This window comes from Gracilibacillus xinjiangensis (assembly GCF_042651765.1).
GTDB classification, from domain to species: Bacteria; Bacillota; Bacilli; order Bacillales; family Amphibacillaceae; genus Gracilibacillus; species Gracilibacillus xinjiangensis.
The window spans coordinates 194,018-215,492 of sequence record NZ_JBHSDT010000003.1; the positions used below are offsets into that span (position 1 = coordinate 194,018).

Here is a 21,475-nt window from a genome sequence, read left to right on the forward strand (position 1 = left end):
GGATTGCATCATGAAAATTTTGCTTAGACTTTTTATCTCGTTAATCATTTGCCTTAGTTTAAGTGGTTGCTGGAGTGCGAGAGAGTTAACAGACATTACATTAGCAACAGCACTGGCTATTGATAAAGATGAAAATAATGGATTTAAAGTAACCATACAAGTAGTAAACCCCAGTGAAATTGCCGGGGACCAAATCTCATCCAGGTCTAGTGTGGCGACTTATTCAGCTACAGGCAGAACCATGTTTGAAGCAGTTAGAAAAATAACGAAAATCTCTCCAAGAAAAGTGCATCTCAGCCATCTTCAAATCCTTATTTATGGGGAGGAATTCGCACGAGAAGGAATTGGTGAGACATTAGATTTCTTAATAAGAGATCATGAATTGCGAACAGACTTCACGATAGCCATCGCCAAAGGCTTAACTGCTGAAGATTTAATTAGCATCTTAACACCTTTAGAAAAAATCCCGGCACAAAAAATCTCTTCAAGCATTGAATCTTCCCAGGACAATTGGGCACCTTCTAAAGAGGTATTATTAAATGAACTGATAGAATCAATCTCCACAGAAGGAAAAGATGCTATTCTGACTGGCATATATGTTCAAGGAAATCCTGATGAAGGAAAGAGTATGCGAAATGTGGAAAGCGCAGATACTCCTGCTAAAATTCGTCTAGATGGGACTGGTGTTTTTAGAGGAGATAAATTATTGGGCTGGTTAAACGAAGACCAGAGTAAGGGATTTAATTATATTACAAATAATATTAACAGTACGGTAGGATGGGTTAACTGCGGGGACGGCGACGATGACAGAACAATTACACTAGAGGTTATCAACAGTGAAACGAAGATAAAAGGATCGATCAAAAAAGGGAAACCTCAAATAAATCTGGATCTTAACATAGCAGTAAATGTGGGAGACGTTGAATGCCCGATAGACTTAACCAATACAAAAGAACGGAAAGAGGTCGAAAAAAAGCTCGAACAAAAAACGGTGGACCTAATTAATAGTAGTGTCAGTGCAGCTAAGGAATATGAGAGTGATATATTCGGATTTGGTGCCGCTATTCGCCGTTCCGATCCACAAGAATGGAAAAAAATAAAAAATAACTGGGTAGCATTGTTTCAAGAAACAGATGTAAAAGCAAATGTTACGATTCAAATAGAACAATCGGGGATGATTACTACACCTATATATAATGACATAAAGAAAAAGACAAAAGAAGGGAAATAATATGCTGAACGCTATTTTATTTTGGTCAATAAGCTCTATCTTTCTTTATAAAGAAGGAAAGAGATTATGGAAATTAAAAGCAAAGAAGGACATGGTTATATTCACCACTTTTATGTGTTTTGCTGTCACAATCATAACTTTGCATATATTTGGAATTAAATTCCCTTATTTAATTCATATTTTAGATTTTATTACAAAGCCAATCTCTGAGCCTTTAAGACAATGGTTGAATAGCTTTCATCATACATAATTCTTAAAGCTATTCAAAAATCTCTACGTTTTTATAATCCTTATTTAGGAGGAAATTCAGTGATGGAAAAGATTGATGGTAAGCAATTTACCATATTAGTTATCATGAATACACTTGGTGCATCCATAATATTCATCCCTACAATCGCTACTGGCTTTGGGAAGGAAAACGGTTGGCTGACTGTCTTCTTTTCCATTGTGTTTGGAATGTTGATTGTCTTTATGTATAGTTTGATTATTAAACATCAAGCAGAAAGGGATATTTTCTGTTTAATTGAAGACACTTTCGGCAAATGGTTTGGAGTTATTATCATTGTCTTATTCAACGGTTACCTCTTCACAAATGCATCCGCCAATTTATGGGCAATTGGTGATTTTATGTCATTGCAAATTTTAATGGGTACACCTGAACAAGCAATTGAACTAATCATTATTGGTACCACTCTAATCGCAATCAGACATGGTATTGAGGTGATTGGTCGTACTGCTGAGGTATTCTTCCCTTTTACTATGCTGTCTACATTGCTTCTCACATTACTTGTTATGAAGGAAGCAAATTGGCAAAATATCCAGCCTGTTTTTCAACTATATCGATTGGATACATTCGTTGGGACAATACCAATTATTGTCATTACCTTTATGGAACTATTTATTCTTCTCGGCATTACACATAAAGTAACTCATCCAAAAAATGCCCAGAAAGGTTTACTCTTAGGCGCGTTTATTAGTGGTTTGCTGCTCCTGGTCATTACCACTGCTTGTATTGTTGTTTTAGGTGTAAAAGCGACAACACATTATACCTATCCCATATACGCTTTAGGGCAAAGGATAAGTTTATTCAATTTCCTTGAACGGGTGGAGATCCTTGTTGCATTTATTTGGTTTTTTACTATTTTCTTCAAGATTAGTATCACCTTTTACATTTTATCAAATGGTATGAGTTATTTACTTAAATTAAAAAATCATAAAACATTATCTATCCCATTAGCATTGCTTTTATTCCTAGGTTCCGTCATTTTGATTCCTACGACATTTAATGTATTTACATTTATTTATGGTCCCTATCTTGTCTTTTCGGTTTTATTTACTATCATTTTACCAATTTGTATTTTGTTAATTTCTGTGATGAAAAGTAAACGGGAAAAAGGGCCATGAGCATGATAAATACCCGCTAGAGAAAGCTCTGCGGGTACTTAGAAGATTTCAAATACTATGCCATTTTTCCGTATGTTTTCTCTTTCTTTTTCGCAGCTTTCGAATTCCAGATCTCTCCGATCTCTTCTAACGATTTGTTCTTCGTTTCTGGTACGATAGTCATAACGAATATGAAACAAATCACATTGATTACAGCAAACATCCAGAATGTAAATGCACTACCCATATTATTAATAAGAACAGGGGTAAATTGTCCAATTGCCCAGTTAGCGCCCCATAAGAAGATCGTTGCAATTCCTACTGCTTTTGCACGTAGATGATTCGGGAAAATCTCCGGAATCATAATCCATGGAATAGGTCCCATCGATATACAGAAAGATGCAGTAAAGCCAGCGATCATAATTATTAGCAATATTCCTGCATTAGCCGGGGAGAAGTAAAACACACTGCCTATTAACAGCATAAATATTGCCATTAGACTGGAACCAATTGCCATCAATTTCTTTCTGCCCAGTTTATCAATTAGAAGAATCGCAATAACTGTAAAGATTACTTGAACGCTTCCAATTATACTTGTTGCCAGAAATTCTGTATTATTTTCAAAACCGACACTCCGGAAGATATCAGGTCCATAATATGTCACCGCATTCATTCCAATAACTTGATTAAACAATGCAAGGAAAACCCCTACACCCATTGCCATTCGTAATCCTGGTTTTAATAATTCTTTCGCTGAACTGCTTTGTTCTACTTTGATTGAAGCTTTAATATCCTTCTCTTCTCTCTTAGCAATTTCTTCTCCATTAATTCGCTTTAAAATGTCATATGCTTCTTGATCTTTTCCTTTTTGAATAAGGTATCTTGGACTCTCGGGAATAAAGAATAGCAGAACTAAGAAAATAATCCCTGGAATCGTACCATACCCCAGCATCCAACGCCAGCCGATCTCAAGTCCCCATTCATAGGTACCGCTGTTCGCTACACCATAATTTATATAGAATGTTGCACAAATACCAAGGATTGTGAATAGCTGATACATTGACCCTAATCGCCCGCGAATTGCTGGCGGCGCACATTCACTGATATACGTCACAGATAATGCAGATGCGAAACCAATACCAAATCCACCAAGAATTCGAGCAAGTACTAATGTTGTTACGTCAACAGCCAATGCTGATCCCAATGCAGATATGATGAAAAATATTGCGGAAACCATTAATATATTTTTCCGTCCGAACTTATCACTTAAGAATCCAGATAGCGCAACACCAATGACACCGCCAATCATGACACAAGATATAACCCAGCCTTCCATTGCCGGACTTAAATCATACAATTCTTGCAAATAACCAATCGCACCTGAAATAACTGCTGTATCAAAACCATATAATAAACCTGCCATACCAGCCGCAGCAGCAATTAATATGACATACCATAAAGAATGTTTCTTACCCATAATAACCCCTCACTTTTATTGATATCGTTTTCTTTTTATACAATAGAGAAATAGTACCCCAAATTATTTCACTTACTTAGAAGCACTCCTTCTCTTATTACTTGTATTAAAGATACCATGAATGCACTTCCAATAAAGCGTATTCATCTTCACTATTTTGTTAAATGCTAGACTTTTTTGTGCTTGCCCGGACATAAAAACAAAAACAACGAACATACTTGATGATCGTTGTTTTCGATTATTGATATTTATGACGGAATTCACTTGGACTTAATCCGACTTCTTTTTTAAACACCCGGCTAAAATAATTTGGATCTTTATAGCCAATATTCAGCGCAATTTCTTTTAACGGTGTTGCGCCATTTAACAAGAAAGTTTTCGCCTTATTCATTCGAAGCTCTGTCAGATATTCTATAAATGTTACACCAAAAGACTCCTTAAAGAGTTTACTTAAATAATAGGAACTAAGATTCACTTGCTCTGCCACTTCATCTAAAGTGATTGTTTGATGGAAATGATGTTTTACATACTCTTTTGCTTGTATCAGCAGTCCTTGTACACCATCTGTTCGCCAATCAATTATGTGCTTGGTAATTGTTAAGAGATGTGCTTTTGCTGCTTCTTTCAATTGCATGTTTGTTTCATATTGCTGGAAAGACATGTGATGATCTCGTTTAATGCCTAACTCCTGGGTCGACCTTGTTAAGATAATGAAGAAGTTCTCGATTGCCTTTTGTACATCCTTCACACTGTAATCCCAATTTTGCTGCACCCATTGGAAATATTGATCAAACGCTAACATACTATTCAGCTGGTCCCCTTTTTGAACCGCTTCTAGTACTTCCTTTTCTAATTCATATGGAACAAATTCCTTTCTTCGTTCCTCCAATTTCCTGCTATATACTAAATAATTGGCATGCGAGTGGTTTTGTACTAATGCAAGTGCATAGATCGCTTCTTCGTATGATTGAGAGAAATTCTTTACACTTGTCACCGTTGTTCCAACACCGGCAACTAAATGGCCATTTCTCATAGTATTTGCCGATGAACGAATAACTGACTTGGCGAAATCTTCTTGCACCTCTATAGCTTCATTACCATTCAATCTGACAAATACAGCAACTTGGAAACTAGTGAAAGGACCAATAAAACATTTAAGATCCTGCGCTTCTAACGATCGTTTCAGCACGCTATACCATTCACTTTTCTGATTGTAATCAGGGTTTAAATCTTCTGAAGAAAATGAAAAAACTGCTGCAAATCCCTTCATATCCTCTTCAATATCAAGCCATTTTTTCCAATCACTAAAGTCATGAACATGGTCCAGCATGAGGGAAACAATAAATTCCATTTCCATTAAGGTATTCGCTTGTTCTAATCTATGGCGAATGGCCTCCTCTTCTTTCATTTGGTTCTTTTCTAACTGAACTTCTTCCACCATTCTGTCAAATGCTTCTAACACTTCTGTCACTTTACTTGGCTTCAATAAATATTCCTTCACACCAAATCTCATCGCTTCTTGTGCATATTGAAAGGTGTCATAAGCAGAGACCATAATACATCTCGTGTTAGGAAATTGTGATAAAATCCCCTTTGTTGCTTCTAAACCATCCATTACAGGCATTTTAATATCCATAAAGATAATGTCCGGCTCATGCAGTTTAGCCAGTTCCATCGCTTTTTTCCCATTCTGTGCCTCTGCTACAATCTCTGTATTGGACCGGTTTCTCTCAAGTATAAGACGAATACCCTCCCTTTCAATTGCCTCATCATCAACAAGCATAACTTTGATCAATTTACATCACCTTCTGTCCAGGATAATCGAATATGAATGGTTGTCCCTTTGTTTGGCTCTGATTCAATAGAAAATTCGCTATCCTTATCAAATAGCTTTAATCGATCGATAACATTCTTGAGTCCTATCCCTGTTGAATGACCAGAACCAGTTGCAGATACCTGTTCATCGCTATCATCTTTTCCTAATATCCGTTTTATCGCGGATTTATCCATTCCTATCCCATTATCTTTAATGTCAATGCAGACGTTGTGTTCCCATTGATACACATCTAATTCAATTCTAGCTCCTTCCGCCATTCCTTCGATGCCATGCACAAATGCATTCTCCACAATAGGCTGGAGCGTTAAACACGGAATAGGTTTATTCATACAATCCTCATCAATAGTTAAATGAAATGTTACACGATCACCAAACCGGCTTTCCTGAATGAAAAAATATTCCTTCACAATCCCCACTTCATCCTTAATCGTTGTGTCTCTATCCATATTTCCAATATTATAGCGTAATAATGATGATATCGATGTAATTAGATCACTAGTCCGCTCTGCTCCTTCAATGTAAGCAGTTTTTGAAATCGTATTTAATGTATTAAATAAGAAATGTGGATTAATCTGGTTTTGGAGACTTCTAAGTTCCATTTCCTTTAATAATTGTGCTAACCTCGCCTTTTCCTTTACTTCATTGACAGACTCTAACACATTATGTTTCATTTCATTAAATGTATCAGTTAAGATCCATAACTCATCTTTTGTTGAAACTTCTACATCCTTCCCCGTATAGTTACCTGAAGATATTTCCTTTGCTGCATTTGTTAACTTTGTAATTGTTCTGGTTATACCATCAGAGAACCAGACAGCAAAAAGTACGCTGAGAATTATTATGGAGATAAATGTAGCTGTCCCCATATTTTTAGTAAAGGAAATTCTCCTATCCTCTAACGTAATATATTCTTGGTATGCAGTTAATTCTTCGTTTAATAGTTCCAATGTTTTCTCATGGATATAATCTGCTGTAATATCGGCTTCATTTAAAGTATAGGAATATTGTTCCACATCTTCATTGTCTACTGCTCGGACGGTCTTGTCACTATATTCAAGGAAACTTTCCAAAATATTCAGGTAGTTCTTTTTTTCAATTCCTTGCTTTGTTAATTGATCATATTCCTGTTGAAGCTCTATCAGTTGCTGTTTTTCTACTTGATAGTAATCCAGGTTTTCAGAAATCGGTTCATGGACATATATCTGCAATGATTGAAACGTGTGGTCTGTTTTACTTGTCAATTGGTTTAACAATAAATAATGATCTGTACTCTCATTATGAAGCTTAATAATTCTTTCAGTGTTTTGTTCTCTTACGAAAAACATAACAATTACCAATAGTAAAACTGCACCAAAGTAAATTAACAGTTTCGTTCGTATTTTCATCATAAACCATCACGCTTCTTTATTAAATCTTGTACCCGAACGACGTTAACATCTGTATAATAGGTATCCTTTACAGGTTTGTCCTTCATCAAATCCAACATTAATTCAATACTGTGGTACCCCATCTCATATGGCTTTTGTTCGATTAATACATCTATGATACCTTGTTCCATTAGTTCAACATTTTCAGGTAATATATCGAAGGCAATCAGGTACATTTCGTCATTTTTCAAATGTAATGATTCCATAGCTTGTGCCATACCAACTCCATCTAACGCACTCGTGCCATACAATGCGTCAATTTCCGGGAATTCTTTTAACATTTGATGCGTTTTCTCTTCTGCTGTTACCCTAGTAATATTCGATTCTTCAATAGCAACAATCTTTATTCCTTCTTCTTGCTTTACCATCTCACGAAAGCCTTGTACACGCAGTTGATGGTGTGCATTATCGAAGCTCCCTGTTACGATGCCTACTGTGGCTTCACCATTTGTATCCTCTACTAATGTTTTTCCAGCAAGCCGGCCTGCTTCGTAATTATCTGTTCCTATATAGGTTGAGCGTCTACTGTCTGGTGCATCTGTATCAATGGTAATAACAGGGATTCCTTCATTCACTGCCTTATTAATCATTGGCAAGAAATTATCGTTAAGTGCCTGGACAATTATACCGTCAACTTTCGACTTTATCGCAATATCTAATAATTCCAATTGTTCTTCTGGATTAGACCTTCTTGGTCCTGTATATTCTACAAAAACATCATATTTCTCTTCCGTATCTTTGCCACCTTCCCCTACTAACCGCCAATAATCATGATCCATTTCTTCACCAATGAGTGCAAAGTGATAGGCCGGTATAGCAGATTGGTTGTCTTTGCCCCCATCTATTTGCTGGCCATATTTTAGCGCCTGGGTGTAATAATAGAAAGAGAAACTAATAGATAGGATAAAGCTGACCGAAAGTGCTAGATAAATTATATATTTTCGTTTCATAAGTTCCTCCTATCATTCTCCGGGAAAATTTTAACCTCATAGAATCCATTTTATACTACCATTCATCTATCCGGAAATCCAAAAGCCTCTTTACACAAGTTTCGCAAATAAATAAGCACCCGCCACATAAGCAGGTGCATTCATTTAAAGAGATTTATTTAATTCGATTTGTTCCCCGCCCTTAACAGCCGTAATACGTTCATCTATACTTAACCAGACAGACATAGCTGACGGGTTATATACAAATTGACTATCCGCTGAAAATCTAAGATTTTGAAAAGCATGTAAATAATCAACAATTTCTATATTTGTTGCATACCATATGTCTTCGCGGTTACCGATAAACTGACAGAATTCCTCCATAATGGTCCAATTTTGATCATGATCAAATTCATAGCTATGTCCCCATACATAAAACATATATAAATATTGTTTCTTATGAAGGTTAACGAAATCATCGGCCAGTTTCGTTAAGTTCCTGTTATGATGGCAAGTAGGATTCCATTCCATCAGGTCATCAGGCATTGCAAAACTTTCCGTACTGTTCACTGTGCGTGCATACTCGATTCCTAAATGTGGAAGTAACTCTTTTATTGCTTGATTGTAAGAACCATTTGGGTATGAGATTCCTCTAACAGTATAACCTGCAATTTTCTCTAATACTTTTCGGTCCTCGATTACTTCCTCAATCAATTGAGTTTTAGGTGACCTAGCTATCGTAGGGTGTGTGACAGTATGTGCTGATATTTCATGACCCTGATACAATTTTTCAATCTCACTCTCTGGAATTCGGTCCCCTTTGCCAAGCAAACCCGAGTTAAGATGAAAAGTCCCTTTAATTCCATTATTATTGAAGATTTCAACCAGCCGCTGATCGGCGGCTTTCCCGTCATCATAACTCATCGTTAGTACTTTATGTTTCCCTTCTGGAAAACTCATTGTAATTTGCGGCAACTGCATTCAGCTCCTTTTTTAAGCGGTTACATTTTATTCATTATAACAAAAATTGCAAAAAAAGGCTCTAAATTAATGTAAAAAACTCCCCCAACACAATCCCCAAAAATGCCAGAATAATTCCACCACCATAACCTATCAGTTGATAAATATAACATTCTTTTTTTCTATTGTTTATATGAAGTTGAATTGCCTCCAACTTAAAGGTAGAGAAAGTTGTGAAAGCTCCCATAAACCCTGTTCCTAATAAAAGAATTGTGATATTGCTTAAATCACTTCCTATAATAAGGCCTAATAAAAATGAACCCAATAGATTTACAATCAAGGTTGCAACAGGTAGATAGGAGGTAAACTTTTTCTTCATCCATTGACTAACAATATAACGACTTACCGCACCAAAAAAACCGCCTAACCCTACTAACAGAACAGAAGTCATGCCCCTTCCTCCTTTCGAAATCGAAGCCCTATCCTGCTCATTAATAGTCCTCCAGCCAAACTAATAACTATATAAATAAATGCGGGAAAGACTTGGTTATGTTGTAATAATGTCACTGTTTCTACACTCAATGCGGAGAATGTAGTAAAAGATCCAACAAGGCCTGTACCAATCGCTGTTTGATAGATGACCGGGATCGACCACTTTTTAAATAGAACAGATGTTAAATACGCCAGCAAAAAGCTCCCAACTAAATTGACGATTAATGTCCCATAGGGAAAAATAATGGGACCATTGGTAAAAGGTAATCCAACTAAATATCTTAGCACTGCACCAATAAAACCAGCTAAACCTACCAATAAATAAATCATTGGAACACTCCTTTTTATAAAAAAAGCAAAAGCAGCCCCTGCCAGTCGGGTTGGTGCTGACAGGAGCCTCGTATTTCCCTTAACGGGAACTTAATTACCTATTTAATTATTATACAAACTTTTTTTCCAGCACAAATAACTTGCTCAAAATCAGAGACGGAAATAGAAGTTGATTTACATCTCCCTTCCAAGCTCCATGACCTCATGCTGATCAAATCGCATTTGACCGATAACTAAATATATTAATAATCACTAACCTCCTTATTTTGAAAGTTCAATTTCTGGCATTAACGATCACTAAATTATTTGCGAATGTATGCAAAATGTTAATCAACTAATTGATATCTCATCTGGCGTAAGATCATAGCCATTTTTATCCCATCCATAACAATTCCCACTGTACCATGTGCCATATATAACTTGCTCTCTATAGAGTTAATCGTCTCCTCATCTTTTGCCGTAAACACAAAATTCTCTTTTAGCACTTCGAATAAAGCTTTTGTAAGTCTTGATATATGCTGGGGGGTTGTATCACCTTTTAAAAATAAATCAAAATAGTCCATATTTCCATATTTTCAGATACCAAATCTTATACCCTTTTAGAAATCAACACAATTAAACAAAGTGTGTAATCATTCAACAATTAAACCGATCTTGATGATTGAATTTATTTTTATAATAACTTACAGCGAGTATAGATAGTAATTATTTTAACATATTAAGAAGTGAATTTAACGGAAAAGGAGCAGATGGAGATGGAACGTTTTCAAGACAAAGTAGTGCTTATTACTGGTGGCGGTTCAGGTCTTGGCAGAGCAACAGCATTGCAAATTGCAAAAGAGGGTGCGACATTAGTACTAGTTGATTTGAACAAAGAAGGTTTAGAAGAAAGTAAAAAAGAAATACTTACTGAAACTCCAGAAGCAACAGTTGAATTAATTGAGGCAAATGTAGCAAAAGAAGAGGAAGTAAAAAATTATGTTGATACAACAGTAAATAAATTCGGTAAAATTGATGGATTCTTCAATAATGCTGGAATTGAAGGAAAGCAAAACTTAACAGAAGACTATAGTATTGATGAATTCCAGCGAGTGGTGGACATAAACTTAAATGGAGTATTCTACGGGATGAAATATGTCCTCAAAGTAATGAAGAAGCAGGGATCTGGATCTATTGTTAACACAGCATCTGTTGGAGGTATTCGCGGGGTAGGTAATCAATCAGGCTATGCCGCAAGTAAGCACGGTGTTGTTGGATTAACGAAAAACTCAGGTATTGAATATGGTCAGTACGGTGTGAGCATTAAAGCAATCGCACCAGGGGCAATTATGACACCAATGGTAGAAGGCTCATTGAAACAACTAGGTGGTGAAAACTGGGAAGAAGCTGGAAAGGAATTTGTCAGTGTCAACCCTATGAAGCGTTTTGGAAAACCAGAAGAAGTAGGCTACCTTGCGGCATTCTTGTTATCCAATCAGGCAGACTTTATTAATGCGACTGTTATTCCAATTGATGGTGGGCAATCTTATAAGTACTAAAAATGATAGAAACTTGGCGAATGAATTATCATTGCCAAGTTTTTATTTATTATCAATCAATCGATCTTGAACCAAATTCATCGCCACACCTAATTCTTCCATTTCTGTTTGTGTCATCCCCCTAATAAGATTTTGAAACTTCGCTTCGATAGACCGAAAGGCAGCATCCATCAGTTTTTTTCCATCCTTTGACAACTGAATGTATTGCTTTCGTTTATCATGTAGATCATTCTTTTTAAATATTAGATTCTTTTCCTTTAGTTTTCTCACTTCACGGCTAGCATTTGGCAAAGAGATACGAAGACAATCACTTATTTCACTTAAAGTCATTGGATCACTTACAGTTATTATTTCTAAAATGCTATATTGAACAGGTGTTAAACTATCAGGTTTACATTCGTGTGTTAATTCATGGGTTATGCGGTGGACATTTGTTGAAAAAGAAATAAAGTTCTCAAATAATGATTTTTGTTCCATTCTAATCACCTCTTAATCAAGATAGCAAAATAGTTAACAAATAACAATTATCAATTGACAACAAAATAAATGTAAGTTATATTGTTGTCAAATGATAACAATAGAAGGTGATAGTTGATGAATGTTTTAATCGTGTATACACACCCCAATCACAAGAGCCTATCTTATGCTTTTTTACAAAAGGTTATTGCTGCTAGCACAGGAAATCATGCGATTAAGGAATTAAAGGTTCTAGATCTTTACCAGGAAAACTTTAATCCTGTTCTTGTTTTTAATGAAACAAAGAAAAGGCGAGATATGCATCAAGATCCTGCTTTGGAGCAATATCGGCAACAAATTCTCTGGGCTGATAAAATTGTCTTCATTTATCCTATCTGGTGGGGGAGACCTCCTGCAATGCTGCTTGGTTACTTTGATCAGCTATTTGCTGCGAATTTCGCCTATAAAGCAAAAGGGAAATATCTATCTGATGGTTTATTGAAAGGAAAAAAAGCGGTTTGTATTTCAACAATGAAAGGGCCTTCTCATTACCCATTATTTTTATTGCATAACGCCCATAAGGCATTGATGAAAAAGGCAGTATTAAATTTCGTCGGTATTAAGAAAGTAAAATTCTTTGAGTTTGGAAGTATGGAACTTCCAAATGGAAAACATCAGCAAAAATTGAATAAGGTATATCAATTTTTTCTTACAATGAAAAATTAACTATTAAAGTTAAATGCAGGCTGCACTAAAAGATTAGCCTGCATTTCTTACTTTATTTAATCAACTGACTTAATGTATTCTTAAAGCTTTCATAAACATATGACCAAAGCTTTGGTTCATTTACATACCTTTCTTGTAATGTTGCAATCATTTCTTTTTGCTTTTCCTCAAAAGCAGGGTCTTCTTTTGACGGAAGCTCTGAGCGGAGTTCATTTACAATTTCCTGCACTTCAGGTGCTCTTGGCCCCCATTTACCGATCCATTCACCTTCCTCATTTAAGATCAGTACAATAGGAATTGCCCTGCCTCCGTTTGTAAGATGGCGATCAATTAAATCCGTATCTGTATCTCGTAATGTTACTCTAGTCTCAATATCCGCTGCTTCTGCTACCTTTCGAATAACTGGATTGATCATCATCGCATCACCACACCAATCCTCTGTGATTATTAGAAAGCGTAATGATTGTTGTTTTAATAAATCGATGAAGTCATCATTAGGCAGCTGGAATTCCTGATACACTTTCATACTTTCCTGCTTTAACGTACTCATCTCATCCATATATGTTTGAATCGATCGGCCTTCTGCAAAATATTGCTTTTCTGTTTTCACCTTATCACCTCTTTTCTTTTCATATTAATATTCTTTCATACGGCTTGTAAAATTCTAAGGTTTGCTTGGATTATCGTCTGCAGAATTAAAAAAGGATGAGGATATCATTATATCCCTCATCCTTAAGGCGCTTATTCATCTGGAACATTATTATTCGATATTGCTAATCGATTCCAGCAATTAATCGTAATAATTAAACCAACTAAATCCATATATTGCTTTTCATCAAAATGCTGGCGGACCTTCTTATATACATGATCAGGTACCCCATTTTCCGAAATCTTTGTTACAGCTTCTGTTAATTCGAGAACAGCTCTTTCTTTGTCTGTATAAAAGTTAGTTTCTCGCCAGGCACTCAAACAATAAATTCTTTGTTCTGTTTCTCCTAGCTTTCTTGCATCCTTTGTATGCATATTAATACAATAGGCACACTGATTGATCTGAGATGCGCGAATTTTGATTAATTCGATCAGCTTTTCATCAAAATCTGTTTCTTTTTTATACATTTCCAATTGCTTTAATTGCTTCACTAGTCCTGGCGCAACTTCCAGATAATTAATTCTTGGTTCCATTTTAACTCCTCCTTAAATTGTCTTTCACAGATAAAACAATTTAAGAGGGGAATTTGTGACCTATTTCTTTCAATTTATCAGGATTCATTACAATGTAAATATTTTGCACACCTGTTTCACGATTATCAAACATGATCAGTTTAACAGGTCTCCCATTTTTTCGTTGCAGGATACCAATTTCCCCATTAACATTTACTAAACTATATACACCTTCGAATGAACCTTTTTTATAAATCCCTTGTAAAAAGGCGGACACACGATGTTTATCATAAATAGGGTACATAGCAGATCGCACCTTGCCACCACCGTCTGTCACAAGTACGACATCTTCCATCAATCGAGATATAAAAGAATCAAAATCACTTTTCTCAATCGCTTCTAAAAAAAGTGAAGCTAACTCTTCTGCAGTATCAACATTTTGTTTTTTGCTAGTTTTTCTCTCCCTTAGCTTTTGCTTTGCCCTACTGAATACTTTACGACAGCTCTCTTCTGTCCGGTCAAGCGCTTCTGCTATGCTCCGATAATCGTAAGAAAGTACTTCTCTCAATAAATATACACATCTTTCTAAGTCTGTCAGCTGATGCAAGAGAACAAGAAAAGCATAGGAAATAGATTCTTCTTTGAGTAATTTATCTAATGGATCATTATCATCAATGCTCACAATTGGCTCTGGCAGCCATTCCCCTGGATACACTTCTCGCTTTTTCCAAGCGGTCTGAAGTAAATTCAAACTTTTATTTGTCACCATTTTCGTTAGGTAAGCTTTTCGATCTTCAATTTGTGAGAGATTGATAGTTTCTAATTGAACAAAGACATCATGGACAATATCTTCCGCATCTTTAATCGAACCTAGCATTCGGTAAGCAATGCTAAAAAGCAGTGGCTTGTATTTTTCATACATCATTGTATTCACGGTTTAACCAGCTTTCTGTATACACCAGATTTTATAAATATCTCCACTTATTTTCATAAAGCTGCACTAACACTGGACGATTTAAGCGATGAACAGGCAATTCAAATTTTTTACCATCTTCAACAATCTCTTTATCTATGTCTTTTCCAAAATAGAAAAGTGTTTTTGCTATATCATTAGTTTTATTACACAGTTTGCACTTTCAAGTGAATATTTCCCCGTAAGAATTGGCTCTCTCGAAGCAAGTACAAACCCCCAATTGCCGAAACGGAACAACATCAAAATAGGATAACATAAATTAGCCAAAAGTTGCTAACACAGCCATTAATGCAATCATATACTCTGCTTGTAAGATCATGCAACCAGGAACCTTTTTATCCGTTCACTAATAGTTGCTCCCATTCCCATTGCCATCAAAAATAAACCAATCGTAATACAATAGAATAACACACTATCACCCAATAAATATGGAAATTCCTTTCATTTATGCCTTAAATAAAATAGCCAGTGCCTAATTATTTTAATATCTATTTCCATTGATATTAATAGGTGATTTAGCTGATTCCTTGTTCCTCACTACTACACTACCGTGTTGTTAGTTATTGAAAAGACAACGAAAGGCTAAAGGAAATGACTTTTTCCTATCTATTTCTTCCAATTGAAAAAACATCTTGAGCTGTAGATCTATTAAACCCCTTACAAAAAGTTAACGCTATAAAAAAAAGCAGACATTAACAATATTATTTGTCTGCTTTTCTTGTTATGCGGATTTTTTATTCTAGGTACATTATCAACTAATTCTCTTTGTTGAATATTATAATTGGTTACTGTTCCAAACATTCTTCTATTTGTCTTTTAATGCCACGTTTTTCTGTGCAAGGTTTGCTAATATTTTTATATTTGAATTAATCTCTTCCATAGTTGCTGTAAGTTGTTGAATGGAAGCCGCTTGCGAATCTGATTGGTCATTTACATTTTGTATATGGTCATTTAGGTTTTTAATCGCATCTTTAATTCCACTTGTTATCGACTGGATTTCTGTTACTTGCTGTTTAGAATTTGTAGCCATTTTTCGAATTTCACCAGCTACTACTGCGAAGCCTTTTCCATGTTCTCCTGCTCGTGCAGATTCAATCGCTGCATTTAAACCTAACAAATTACTTTGTTCTGCGATTTCTTTAACAACACTAGACATTTTTTCAATTGTTTCAGCACTATTTCTCACTGTATCAGCTTTTTCTGTAACAAGATGAATGTTTCCCGAAAGTGTGGAAATCGCTTTAGCCATATGTTCTACTGTGTTTGTTATTTCGTCCATTACAGAAGAGATGTTATCAGAAATCTCATTTAAACGTTGTGCATCTTCAATACTTTGTCCAACCCCAATGCCCCCAATTACATTACCTGATTCGTCTTTAATTGGAATAGCTCTCGCTATTAAATGAACACCAAATAATTCCGGAGGTACTGTTGCTGCTTGGTTCTTATTCTCTTTAATAGCCTTTGTCACAATATCCCCGTCTACAAGCGGGTCACCTGGATGAACGTTCAGCGAGAAATTTTGTGCAGGATAGTTAATGATTAGTTTTTCCGTATCATAAATTCCAATTGTTATATCATCGTTTATTAATGATTGCAGTAACGGGCCCACCCTCACAAATGCTTGAATTAATGGATCGTATTCTTCTATATTTGTCTCCATATTTCCACTACCTTTCTTAATATACCTCCTATATATCGGTTTACCTAGCCATTTTCTTTAATCTGATTATCTACCTCTTCTTTATAAGGCCTCCACCTGAGTAGAAAAACACTGTCTAATTTCATGTTATACTAGTCTCACAAAACGATTGAGGAGTGTACTATGGAAAAAATATTCGACCATCTCGGTGTAGCAGTTCGAAACTTAGAAGACAGCATTGAATTTTATCTAAATGTGTTGGGCGGTAATTTAGTGGACCGGTATAGAAGTGAGGCTGCAGGTGTAGAAAGTGAGATAGCCATAATAGAGATAAACGGGGTACATACAGAATTATTAGCTCCAACGAATAATACCACTTCACCCATAGCGAGATTTATTAAACAGAAAGGAAAAGGTGTTCATCATATTGCCTATCGTGTTGATAATTTGGATAATGCCTTGGAGGAGCTTGAAAAACAAGGAATCCGTGTTTTAGAAAATACATTACGTATAAACAAGCACGGCAGACGCTTAATTTATTTGAACCCTGCAGATACAGAAGGAACTATAATCGAATATTGTGACTATCCGGAAGTTACCGAAAACTAAATCGAAAGTTGGGAGGAGAAGTAAATTGAACGAAAAACAATTATTAGCATTTGATGGATATGGACTTAAAGAATTGCTTGAGCAAAAGTTAATCTCCAGTTTGGAATTAGTCGATTTTTTTATTAATCGTATAGAGAGAATCAATCCGAAATTGAATGCAGTAGTTCATGATATGTTCGATTCAGCAAGAGAAGAAGCCAAGAACATTCGGCTTGACAGGAGTATGGTTGCAGGATTGCCTGTTCTTATTAAAGATCTAAATCCAATAAAAGGACAACCTTCTACTAGTGGGTCTGTGATGCTGAGAGACTTTGTTGCACCAGATAATGACTATATCGTTGATCGCTTAAAAAAAGCAGGACTCATCTTTTTAGGAAAAACGAACACTCCTGAAATGGGCTTTCTACCAACTACTGAGCCTAAACTATTTGGTCCAACAAAAAACCCTTGGGACTTGGATCGTTCACCTGGCGGCTCAAGCGGCGGTGCAGCAGCAGCGGTGGCAGCAGGTTTAGTACCATTTGCACATGCTAGTGATGGTGGTGGTTCAATCCGTATCCCAGCTTCTGCATGCGGATTGTTCGGCTTTAAACCCAGCAGGGGCAGAATGCCTTATTCTCCATATGTTAATCAATTCTCTACCAACCATGCAGTTACTCGAACAGTTCGGGACAGTGCCGTTTTACTAGATATCCTCAATGGAAGTGAACAGGCACAAATTTATCCAACATTTGATAAGAAGAGTAATTTCTTAGATGAAATGAAGCAACAGCCCAGAAAACTAAAAATCGCTGTGAAGTTTGATAAAGATGGGCTTATTAACTATGATCAGGCAACCCGTGAGAATTTTGCAAAATCAGTACAATTAATGAAAGATCTTGGGCATGATGTTATAGAAACAATGCCATCCTTTGACTATGAAGCACTGGCCCATCATTTTATTAATATTTGGATGGCAACTGGATCTGTTGTGGTAAAACACCTTGGGCTAATGGCAGGAAAAGAACCAACAATTCAAAATGTCGAAAGATTAACCTATGACATCTTGAAATATGGTGAGAAATTAACTGCACTGGAATATGAAGAATCGCGAGTATTTGTTCAAAAGGAAGCACAAAAAATTATTACTTTCTTTAATAAATTCGATATATGGATGACACCAACTATGAATCAATTACCCCTTCCAATAGGAGAAAGCGAAGGACAAGGGTTGTCAGGATATGAAGAAATGCTGCAAAACATGCTGAATTATAATCCAATTATGCCAATCGCCAATGCGACAGGACAACCTGCAATGAGTGTACCAACTTCATGGACAGAAGAAGGGATTCCAATTGGTACACATTTTATTGGTCAGCAAGGAGAAGATGCACAATTACTCCAGCTGGCTCACCAGATCGAACAAGCAGAGCCTTGGTTTGATTATTATAAACAAATTAAATTATAATCCGTGTCTTCTCTTGTATTATCCTTCATACAAGAGAAGGGATTTTATAAAAGGAAACTGGTATACCTTACCGAATTACTTTTTGGCTTTTTACTAATCACCTTTTCTCCCACCACTCAAGTGCCTTTTTCTCCATTTCAGCCACAAACGCTTTTTTAGCTGGGCTGTAATCTGATGTATATTCGTATTTTTTCGCTAACAAGTCTTTATACTGACTATATCTCTCTACTTCCGCCGGATGGTTTAGGAGATAATCACGAAATACCAAATGTCTCAATATTTCTTGATGATCACATTGATAGAAATGAATGTGGTGGGTTCGGTTCTCCCCGCCTTTTCGAAATAAACGCCTCCCTTTTATCCCCCATTCACCTGCTATGTCATAACCCATTCGATCCATTTGCTCATTGTATGTATCAACCAGTTTAATATCCTTCACCGTACACAGTATATCTATCACCGGTTTTGAACTCATCCCTGGAACAGCAGTACTGCCAAAATGCTCAATGGAAACTATTTCATCTTTGAAGATATTCTTTAATATGATTACCTCTTCTTCGAACATTCTTTTCCAATTTGGTGAATACTTGGTTAATCTAATTTTCATCCAGCACACCTGCCTTCTGATTAAGGAAAATTCTTATTAAAAGAACTCCATTAGTTTTTCTATTATAGACTATCACAATTCAGGGATTTTTTTCCTGGAATTTATATTACTATTTAAGCAGAGGACTTTCCCATCATTATAGAAACTCAACTCGTAATAGGATTGGTAATGTTGTGTTCATGCCATAAGCTTCATTTGTTATTTACTTCTTGGCATTTAGGTCACGTTTTAATGCCATAAGCTTCATTTGTTATTTACTTCTTGGCATTTAGATCACGTTTTAATGCCATAAGCTTCATTTGTTATTTACTTCTTGGCATTTAGATTACGTTTTAATGCCATAAGCTTTATTTGTTATTTACTTCTTGGCATTTAGATCACGTTTTAATGCCATAAGCTTCGATTTTTATATACTTCTTGGCATTTAGATCACGTTTTAATGCCATAAGCTTTGGCACCAAGAAACCCCTCATAAGACGAGCTCGTAATGTATCGTTTAATCGAGCCTAATAAGCAGTAATTTATTGACATTTTCGTTTTCCATCTAATATTCTATGATGTATGATATACTATTGCAGCTAAAGAAAGAGAAGGTATTTACGATGAAAAATAACAAATTTCGTTTTTGGATTTTAGTATGTATTGTTGCCATTTCAGGGTTTAGCCAAGGGATGCTGTTACCATTAATTGCAGTCATATTCGAAAATAGCGGGGTTTCATCCTTTTTAAATGGGCTGAATGCTACTGGATTATATATTGGTATACTACTTGCATCACCTTTTATGGAGCAGCCATTACGAAAATATGGGTATAAGCCGCTTATTATTACTGGAGGGTTTTTGGTTTTTGTTTCTCTATTATTGTTCCCTCTTTGGCAGTCTTTTTTATTCTGGTTTTTCCTGCGCTTATTGGTCGGTATCGGTGACCATGCCTTAAACTTTGGGGCACAAACATGGATTACTGCCTTTTCACCAGAGCATAAAAGAGGGCGAAATATCGCTATCTATGGATTGTTTTTCGGAATTGGTTTCGCTGTCGGTCCTTTAATGGTGCCATTAGTAAATATAAATGAAAGCTTGCCATTTATCATATCATCACTGCTTAGCCTGACTGGCTGGTTGTTTTTGTTCTCACTGAAAAACGAATTTCCTGAACAGGATTTCCATATGAGTTCGTTCAGGGATACACTTAAGCGGTTTGCTATTGCCTGGAAGTATGCCTGGATTGCTTTTCTACCGCCATTTGCTTATGGTTTTTTAGAAACATCCTTAAACGGAAGCTTCCCTATCTATGGTTTACGCTTGGGATTTGACGTTCATCATGTGTCCACATTACTTGTCGCATTTGCAATAGGCGGGATAGTATTCCAATTGCCGCTAGGTATCCTAAGTGATAAGTATGGAAGGGAAAAGATATTAAGAAGTGTTTTATTCCTTGGATTTGTCGCATTTACGATGGCAGGTTTTCTCGAAAGCTCTTATACAGGATTAAATATATGTCTCTTTACTGCCGGAATGTTTGTCGGTTCCACTTTCTCACTGGGAATCTCCTATATGACAGATCTGATGCCAAAAAATCTACTACCGACAGGGAATCTGCTATGCGGTATTTTCTTTAGTTTCGGGAGTTTAATCGGTCCAACAATTGGCGGATTGTTTATCGAGCTTTTTCAGTCCATTAGTTTTTTTACTATCATAAGTGTTATGTATCTTCTCATCTTTGTTTTAACATTAATAAAAATAACACCTGTAAATAAAGTAAGTTAAATCTATAGGAAAACGCCCTATGTGATAAACACTGGGCGTTTTTTAAATGTATTTCGACATTAATCACTTGCATATATAAGTAAATTATTATATATTGATAAACGAATCTGCTGGGGAGGAGTCTATCATGTTAAAAACTGTAGTTGAAATGGATAAGGCTGCAACAGTATTCAAGCTGTTAGGTGACAAGACTCGATTAATGATGGTAAAGCTTTTGGAGAATAATACGTGCTGTGTATGTGAATTTGTGGAGATATTCCAAGCTAGTCAACCATCTATAAGTCAACACCTTCGAAAATTAAAAGATGCAGGCATAGTTACGGAAGAGAGAAAAGGACAATGGATTTTTTATTCTTTAAATCAAAATTATGATCATTTTGGTCTAATTGAAAAAGTCCTGCAACAATTGCCAAATCAGGATCATAAATTAAAAGAACTTGAAGAAGGCGGAACAAGAATAACATGTTGTTAGATCGGAGGGGGA

The 21,475-nt window shown here is 36.0% G+C and carries 22 protein-coding genes; 8 read left to right on the forward strand and 14 right to left on the reverse strand.

The annotated features are described in order from the left end of the window. The first annotated feature begins 10 nt into the window (after positions 1-10). A complete protein-coding gene (locus ACFOY7_RS03895) occupies positions 11-1,231 on the forward strand; it encodes a Ger(x)C family spore germination protein (protein ID WP_390249586.1) in 1,221 nt (406 codons plus the stop codon). A gap of 312 nt (positions 1,232-1,543) precedes the next feature. Continuing rightward, positions 1,544-2,635 (forward strand): GerAB/ArcD/ProY family transporter, encoded by a 1,092-nt coding sequence (locus ACFOY7_RS03900; protein ID WP_390249766.1) that lies wholly within the window; start codon positions 1,544-1,546, stop codon positions 2,633-2,635. Positions 2,636-2,690: 55 nt separating this feature from the next. Here ACFOY7_RS03900 and ACFOY7_RS03905 read toward each other — a convergent pair whose 3' ends face one another. From ACFOY7_RS03905 to ACFOY7_RS03940, 8 genes are all read right to left on the reverse strand, one after another. Then, complete coding sequence (locus ACFOY7_RS03905) at positions 2,691-4,091, reverse strand: sugar porter family MFS transporter (protein WP_390249588.1); 1,401 nt, start codon at positions 4,089-4,091, stop codon at positions 2,691-2,693. 238 nt (positions 4,092-4,329) lie between these two features. Next, positions 4,330-5,886, reverse strand: a complete 1,557-nt coding sequence (locus ACFOY7_RS03910) for a response regulator transcription factor (protein ID WP_390249590.1) — start codon at positions 5,884-5,886, stop codon at positions 4,330-4,332. Then, positions 5,883-7,313 (reverse strand): sensor histidine kinase, encoded by a 1,431-nt coding sequence (locus tag ACFOY7_RS03915; protein ID WP_390249592.1) that lies wholly within the window; start codon positions 7,311-7,313, stop codon positions 5,883-5,885. Before ACFOY7_RS03915 ends, ACFOY7_RS03910 begins: the two co-directional genes overlap by 4 nt. Continuing rightward, entirely contained in the window at positions 7,313-8,305 is a 993-nt protein-coding gene (locus ACFOY7_RS03920) for a sugar-binding protein (protein WP_390249594.1), read from the reverse strand. The genes ACFOY7_RS03915 and ACFOY7_RS03920 overlap by 1 nt, the downstream gene beginning before the upstream one ends. Before the next feature lie 144 nt (positions 8,306-8,449). Continuing rightward, entirely contained in the window at positions 8,450-9,259 is an 810-nt protein-coding gene (locus tag ACFOY7_RS03925; protein ID WP_390249596.1) for a polysaccharide deacetylase family protein, read from the reverse strand. Positions 9,260-9,326: 67 nt separating this feature from the next. Continuing rightward, a complete protein-coding gene (crcB, locus tag ACFOY7_RS03930; protein WP_390249598.1) occupies positions 9,327-9,695 on the reverse strand; it encodes a fluoride efflux transporter CrcB in 369 nt (122 codons plus the stop codon). After that, on the reverse strand, positions 9,692-10,066 hold the full coding sequence (gene crcB / locus ACFOY7_RS03935; RefSeq protein ID WP_390249600.1) for a fluoride efflux transporter CrcB: 375 nt from the start codon (positions 10,064-10,066) through the stop codon (positions 9,692-9,694). The genes crcB (ACFOY7_RS03930) and crcB (ACFOY7_RS03935) overlap by 4 nt, the downstream gene beginning before the upstream one ends. A gap of 326 nt (positions 10,067-10,392) precedes the next feature. After that, a complete protein-coding gene (locus ACFOY7_RS03940) occupies positions 10,393-10,629 on the reverse strand; it encodes a hypothetical protein (RefSeq protein ID WP_390249602.1) in 237 nt (78 codons plus the stop codon). Between the two features lie 192 nt (positions 10,630-10,821). On the opposite strand from ACFOY7_RS03940, the gene ACFOY7_RS03945 reads away from it, so the two are divergent. Then, a complete protein-coding gene (locus tag ACFOY7_RS03945) occupies positions 10,822-11,604 on the forward strand; it encodes a glucose 1-dehydrogenase (protein ID WP_390249604.1) in 783 nt (260 codons plus the stop codon). 42 nt (positions 11,605-11,646) lie between these two features. On the opposite strand, the gene ACFOY7_RS03950 is transcribed toward ACFOY7_RS03945, so the two are convergent. After that, positions 11,647-12,081 (reverse strand): MarR family winged helix-turn-helix transcriptional regulator, encoded by a 435-nt coding sequence (locus tag ACFOY7_RS03950; RefSeq protein WP_390249606.1) that lies wholly within the window; start codon positions 12,079-12,081, stop codon positions 11,647-11,649. Positions 12,082-12,198: 117 nt separating this feature from the next. On the opposite strand from ACFOY7_RS03950, the gene ACFOY7_RS03955 reads away from it, so the two are divergent. Then, the gene (locus ACFOY7_RS03955; protein ID WP_390249608.1) at positions 12,199-12,786 is read left to right on the forward strand and encodes an NAD(P)H-dependent oxidoreductase; all 588 of its coding nucleotides are present in this window, start codon (positions 12,199-12,201) and stop codon (positions 12,784-12,786) included. Positions 12,787-12,838: 52 nt separating this feature from the next. On the opposite strand, the gene ACFOY7_RS03960 is transcribed toward ACFOY7_RS03955, so the two are convergent. From ACFOY7_RS03960 to ACFOY7_RS03975, 4 genes are all read right to left on the reverse strand, one after another. After that, positions 12,839-13,396 (reverse strand): thioredoxin family protein, encoded by a 558-nt coding sequence (locus ACFOY7_RS03960; RefSeq protein WP_390249610.1) that lies wholly within the window; start codon positions 13,394-13,396, stop codon positions 12,839-12,841. A gap of 131 nt (positions 13,397-13,527) precedes the next feature. Next, entirely contained in the window at positions 13,528-13,968 is a 441-nt protein-coding gene (locus ACFOY7_RS03965; RefSeq protein WP_390249612.1) for a carboxymuconolactone decarboxylase family protein, read from the reverse strand. A gap of 40 nt (positions 13,969-14,008) precedes the next feature. Further along, positions 14,009-14,872, reverse strand: a complete 864-nt coding sequence (locus ACFOY7_RS03970; protein ID WP_390249768.1) for an RNA polymerase sigma-70 factor — start codon at positions 14,870-14,872, stop codon at positions 14,009-14,011. Positions 14,873-15,725: 853 nt separating this feature from the next. Beyond that, positions 15,726-16,583, reverse strand: a complete 858-nt coding sequence (locus tag ACFOY7_RS03975) for a methyl-accepting chemotaxis protein (RefSeq protein WP_390249614.1) — start codon at positions 16,581-16,583, stop codon at positions 15,726-15,728. Positions 16,584-16,745: 162 nt separating this feature from the next. Between ACFOY7_RS03975 and ACFOY7_RS03980 the strand changes: the two genes are divergently transcribed. Together ACFOY7_RS03980 and ACFOY7_RS03985 are read left to right on the forward strand one after the other, a co-directional pair. Next, positions 16,746-17,171 carry a VOC family protein gene (locus ACFOY7_RS03980; protein ID WP_390249616.1) on the forward strand — a complete coding sequence of 142 codons (426 nt, stop codon included), beginning with the start codon at positions 16,746-16,748 and terminating at the stop codon, positions 17,169-17,171. Positions 17,172-17,196: 25 nt separating this feature from the next. After that, complete coding sequence (locus tag ACFOY7_RS03985) at positions 17,197-18,618, forward strand: amidase (protein ID WP_390249618.1); 1,422 nt, start codon at positions 17,197-17,199, stop codon at positions 18,616-18,618. A gap of 97 nt (positions 18,619-18,715) precedes the next feature. Here ACFOY7_RS03985 and ACFOY7_RS03990 read toward each other — a convergent pair whose 3' ends face one another. Then, positions 18,716-19,225 carry a GrpB family protein gene (locus ACFOY7_RS03990; protein WP_390249620.1) on the reverse strand — a complete coding sequence of 170 codons (510 nt, stop codon included), beginning with the start codon at positions 19,223-19,225 and terminating at the stop codon, positions 18,716-18,718. 602 nt (positions 19,226-19,827) lie between these two features. On the opposite strand from ACFOY7_RS03990, the gene ACFOY7_RS03995 reads away from it, so the two are divergent. Together ACFOY7_RS03995 and ACFOY7_RS04000 are read left to right on the forward strand one after the other, a co-directional pair. Then, on the forward strand, positions 19,828-20,991 hold the full coding sequence (locus ACFOY7_RS03995; RefSeq protein WP_390249622.1) for an MFS transporter: 1,164 nt from the start codon (positions 19,828-19,830) through the stop codon (positions 20,989-20,991). A 127-nt stretch (positions 20,992-21,118) separates the two neighbouring features. Next, on the forward strand, positions 21,119-21,463 hold the full coding sequence (locus tag ACFOY7_RS04000) for an ArsR/SmtB family transcription factor (protein ID WP_390249624.1): 345 nt from the start codon (positions 21,119-21,121) through the stop codon (positions 21,461-21,463). The last annotated feature ends 12 nt before the right edge of the window (positions 21,464-21,475 follow it).

What these genes read in the sequence shown, in the direction of transcription:
- ACFOY7_RS03970 (WP_390249768.1), bottom strand. Translation starts at nt 14,872, where the DNA reads ATGATGTATGAAAAATACAAGCCACTGCTTTTTAGCATTGCTTACCGA.
- ACFOY7_RS03950 (WP_390249606.1), bottom strand. Translation starts at nt 12,081, where the DNA reads ATGGAACAAAAATCATTATTTGAGAACTTTATTTCTTTTTCAACAAAT.
- ACFOY7_RS03955 (WP_390249608.1), top strand. Translation starts at nt 12,199, where the DNA reads ATGAATGTTTTAATCGTGTATACACACCCCAATCACAAGAGCCTATCT.
- ACFOY7_RS03905 (WP_390249588.1), bottom strand. Translation starts at nt 4,091, where the DNA reads ATGGGTAAGAAACATTCTTTATGGTATGTCATATTAATTGCTGCTGCG.
- ACFOY7_RS03920 (WP_390249594.1), bottom strand. Translation starts at nt 8,305, where the DNA reads ATGAAACGAAAATATATAATTTATCTAGCACTTTCGGTCAGCTTTATC.
- ACFOY7_RS03965 (WP_390249612.1), bottom strand. Translation starts at nt 13,968, where the DNA reads ATGGAACCAAGAATTAATTATCTGGAAGTTGCGCCAGGACTAGTGAAG.
- ACFOY7_RS03900 (WP_390249766.1), top strand. Translation starts at nt 1,544, where the DNA reads ATGGAAAAGATTGATGGTAAGCAATTTACCATATTAGTTATCATGAAT.
- ACFOY7_RS03995 (WP_390249622.1), top strand. Translation starts at nt 19,828, where the DNA reads ATGAAAAATAACAAATTTCGTTTTTGGATTTTAGTATGTATTGTTGCC.
- crcB (WP_390249600.1), bottom strand. Translation starts at nt 10,066, where the DNA reads ATGATTTATTTATTGGTAGGTTTAGCTGGTTTTATTGGTGCAGTGCTA.
- ACFOY7_RS03895 (WP_390249586.1), top strand. Translation starts at nt 11, where the DNA reads ATGAAAATTTTGCTTAGACTTTTTATCTCGTTAATCATTTGCCTTAGT.
- ACFOY7_RS03975 (WP_390249614.1), bottom strand. Translation starts at nt 16,583, where the DNA reads ATGGAGACAAATATAGAAGAATACGATCCATTAATTCAAGCATTTGTG.
- ACFOY7_RS03980 (WP_390249616.1), top strand. Translation starts at nt 16,746, where the DNA reads ATGGAAAAAATATTCGACCATCTCGGTGTAGCAGTTCGAAACTTAGAA.
- ACFOY7_RS03990 (WP_390249620.1), bottom strand. Translation starts at nt 19,225, where the DNA reads ATGAAAATTAGATTAACCAAGTATTCACCAAATTGGAAAAGAATGTTC.
- crcB (WP_390249598.1), bottom strand. Translation starts at nt 9,695, where the DNA reads ATGACTTCTGTTCTGTTAGTAGGGTTAGGCGGTTTTTTTGGTGCGGTA.
- ACFOY7_RS03915 (WP_390249592.1), bottom strand. Translation starts at nt 7,313, where the DNA reads ATGAAAATACGAACGAAACTGTTAATTTACTTTGGTGCAGTTTTACTA.
- ACFOY7_RS04000 (WP_390249624.1), top strand. Translation starts at nt 21,119, where the DNA reads ATGTTAAAAACTGTAGTTGAAATGGATAAGGCTGCAACAGTATTCAAG.
- ACFOY7_RS03945 (WP_390249604.1), top strand. Translation starts at nt 10,822, where the DNA reads ATGGAACGTTTTCAAGACAAAGTAGTGCTTATTACTGGTGGCGGTTCA.
- ACFOY7_RS03940 (WP_390249602.1), bottom strand. Translation starts at nt 10,629, where the DNA reads ATGGACTATTTTGATTTATTTTTAAAAGGTGATACAACCCCCCAGCAT.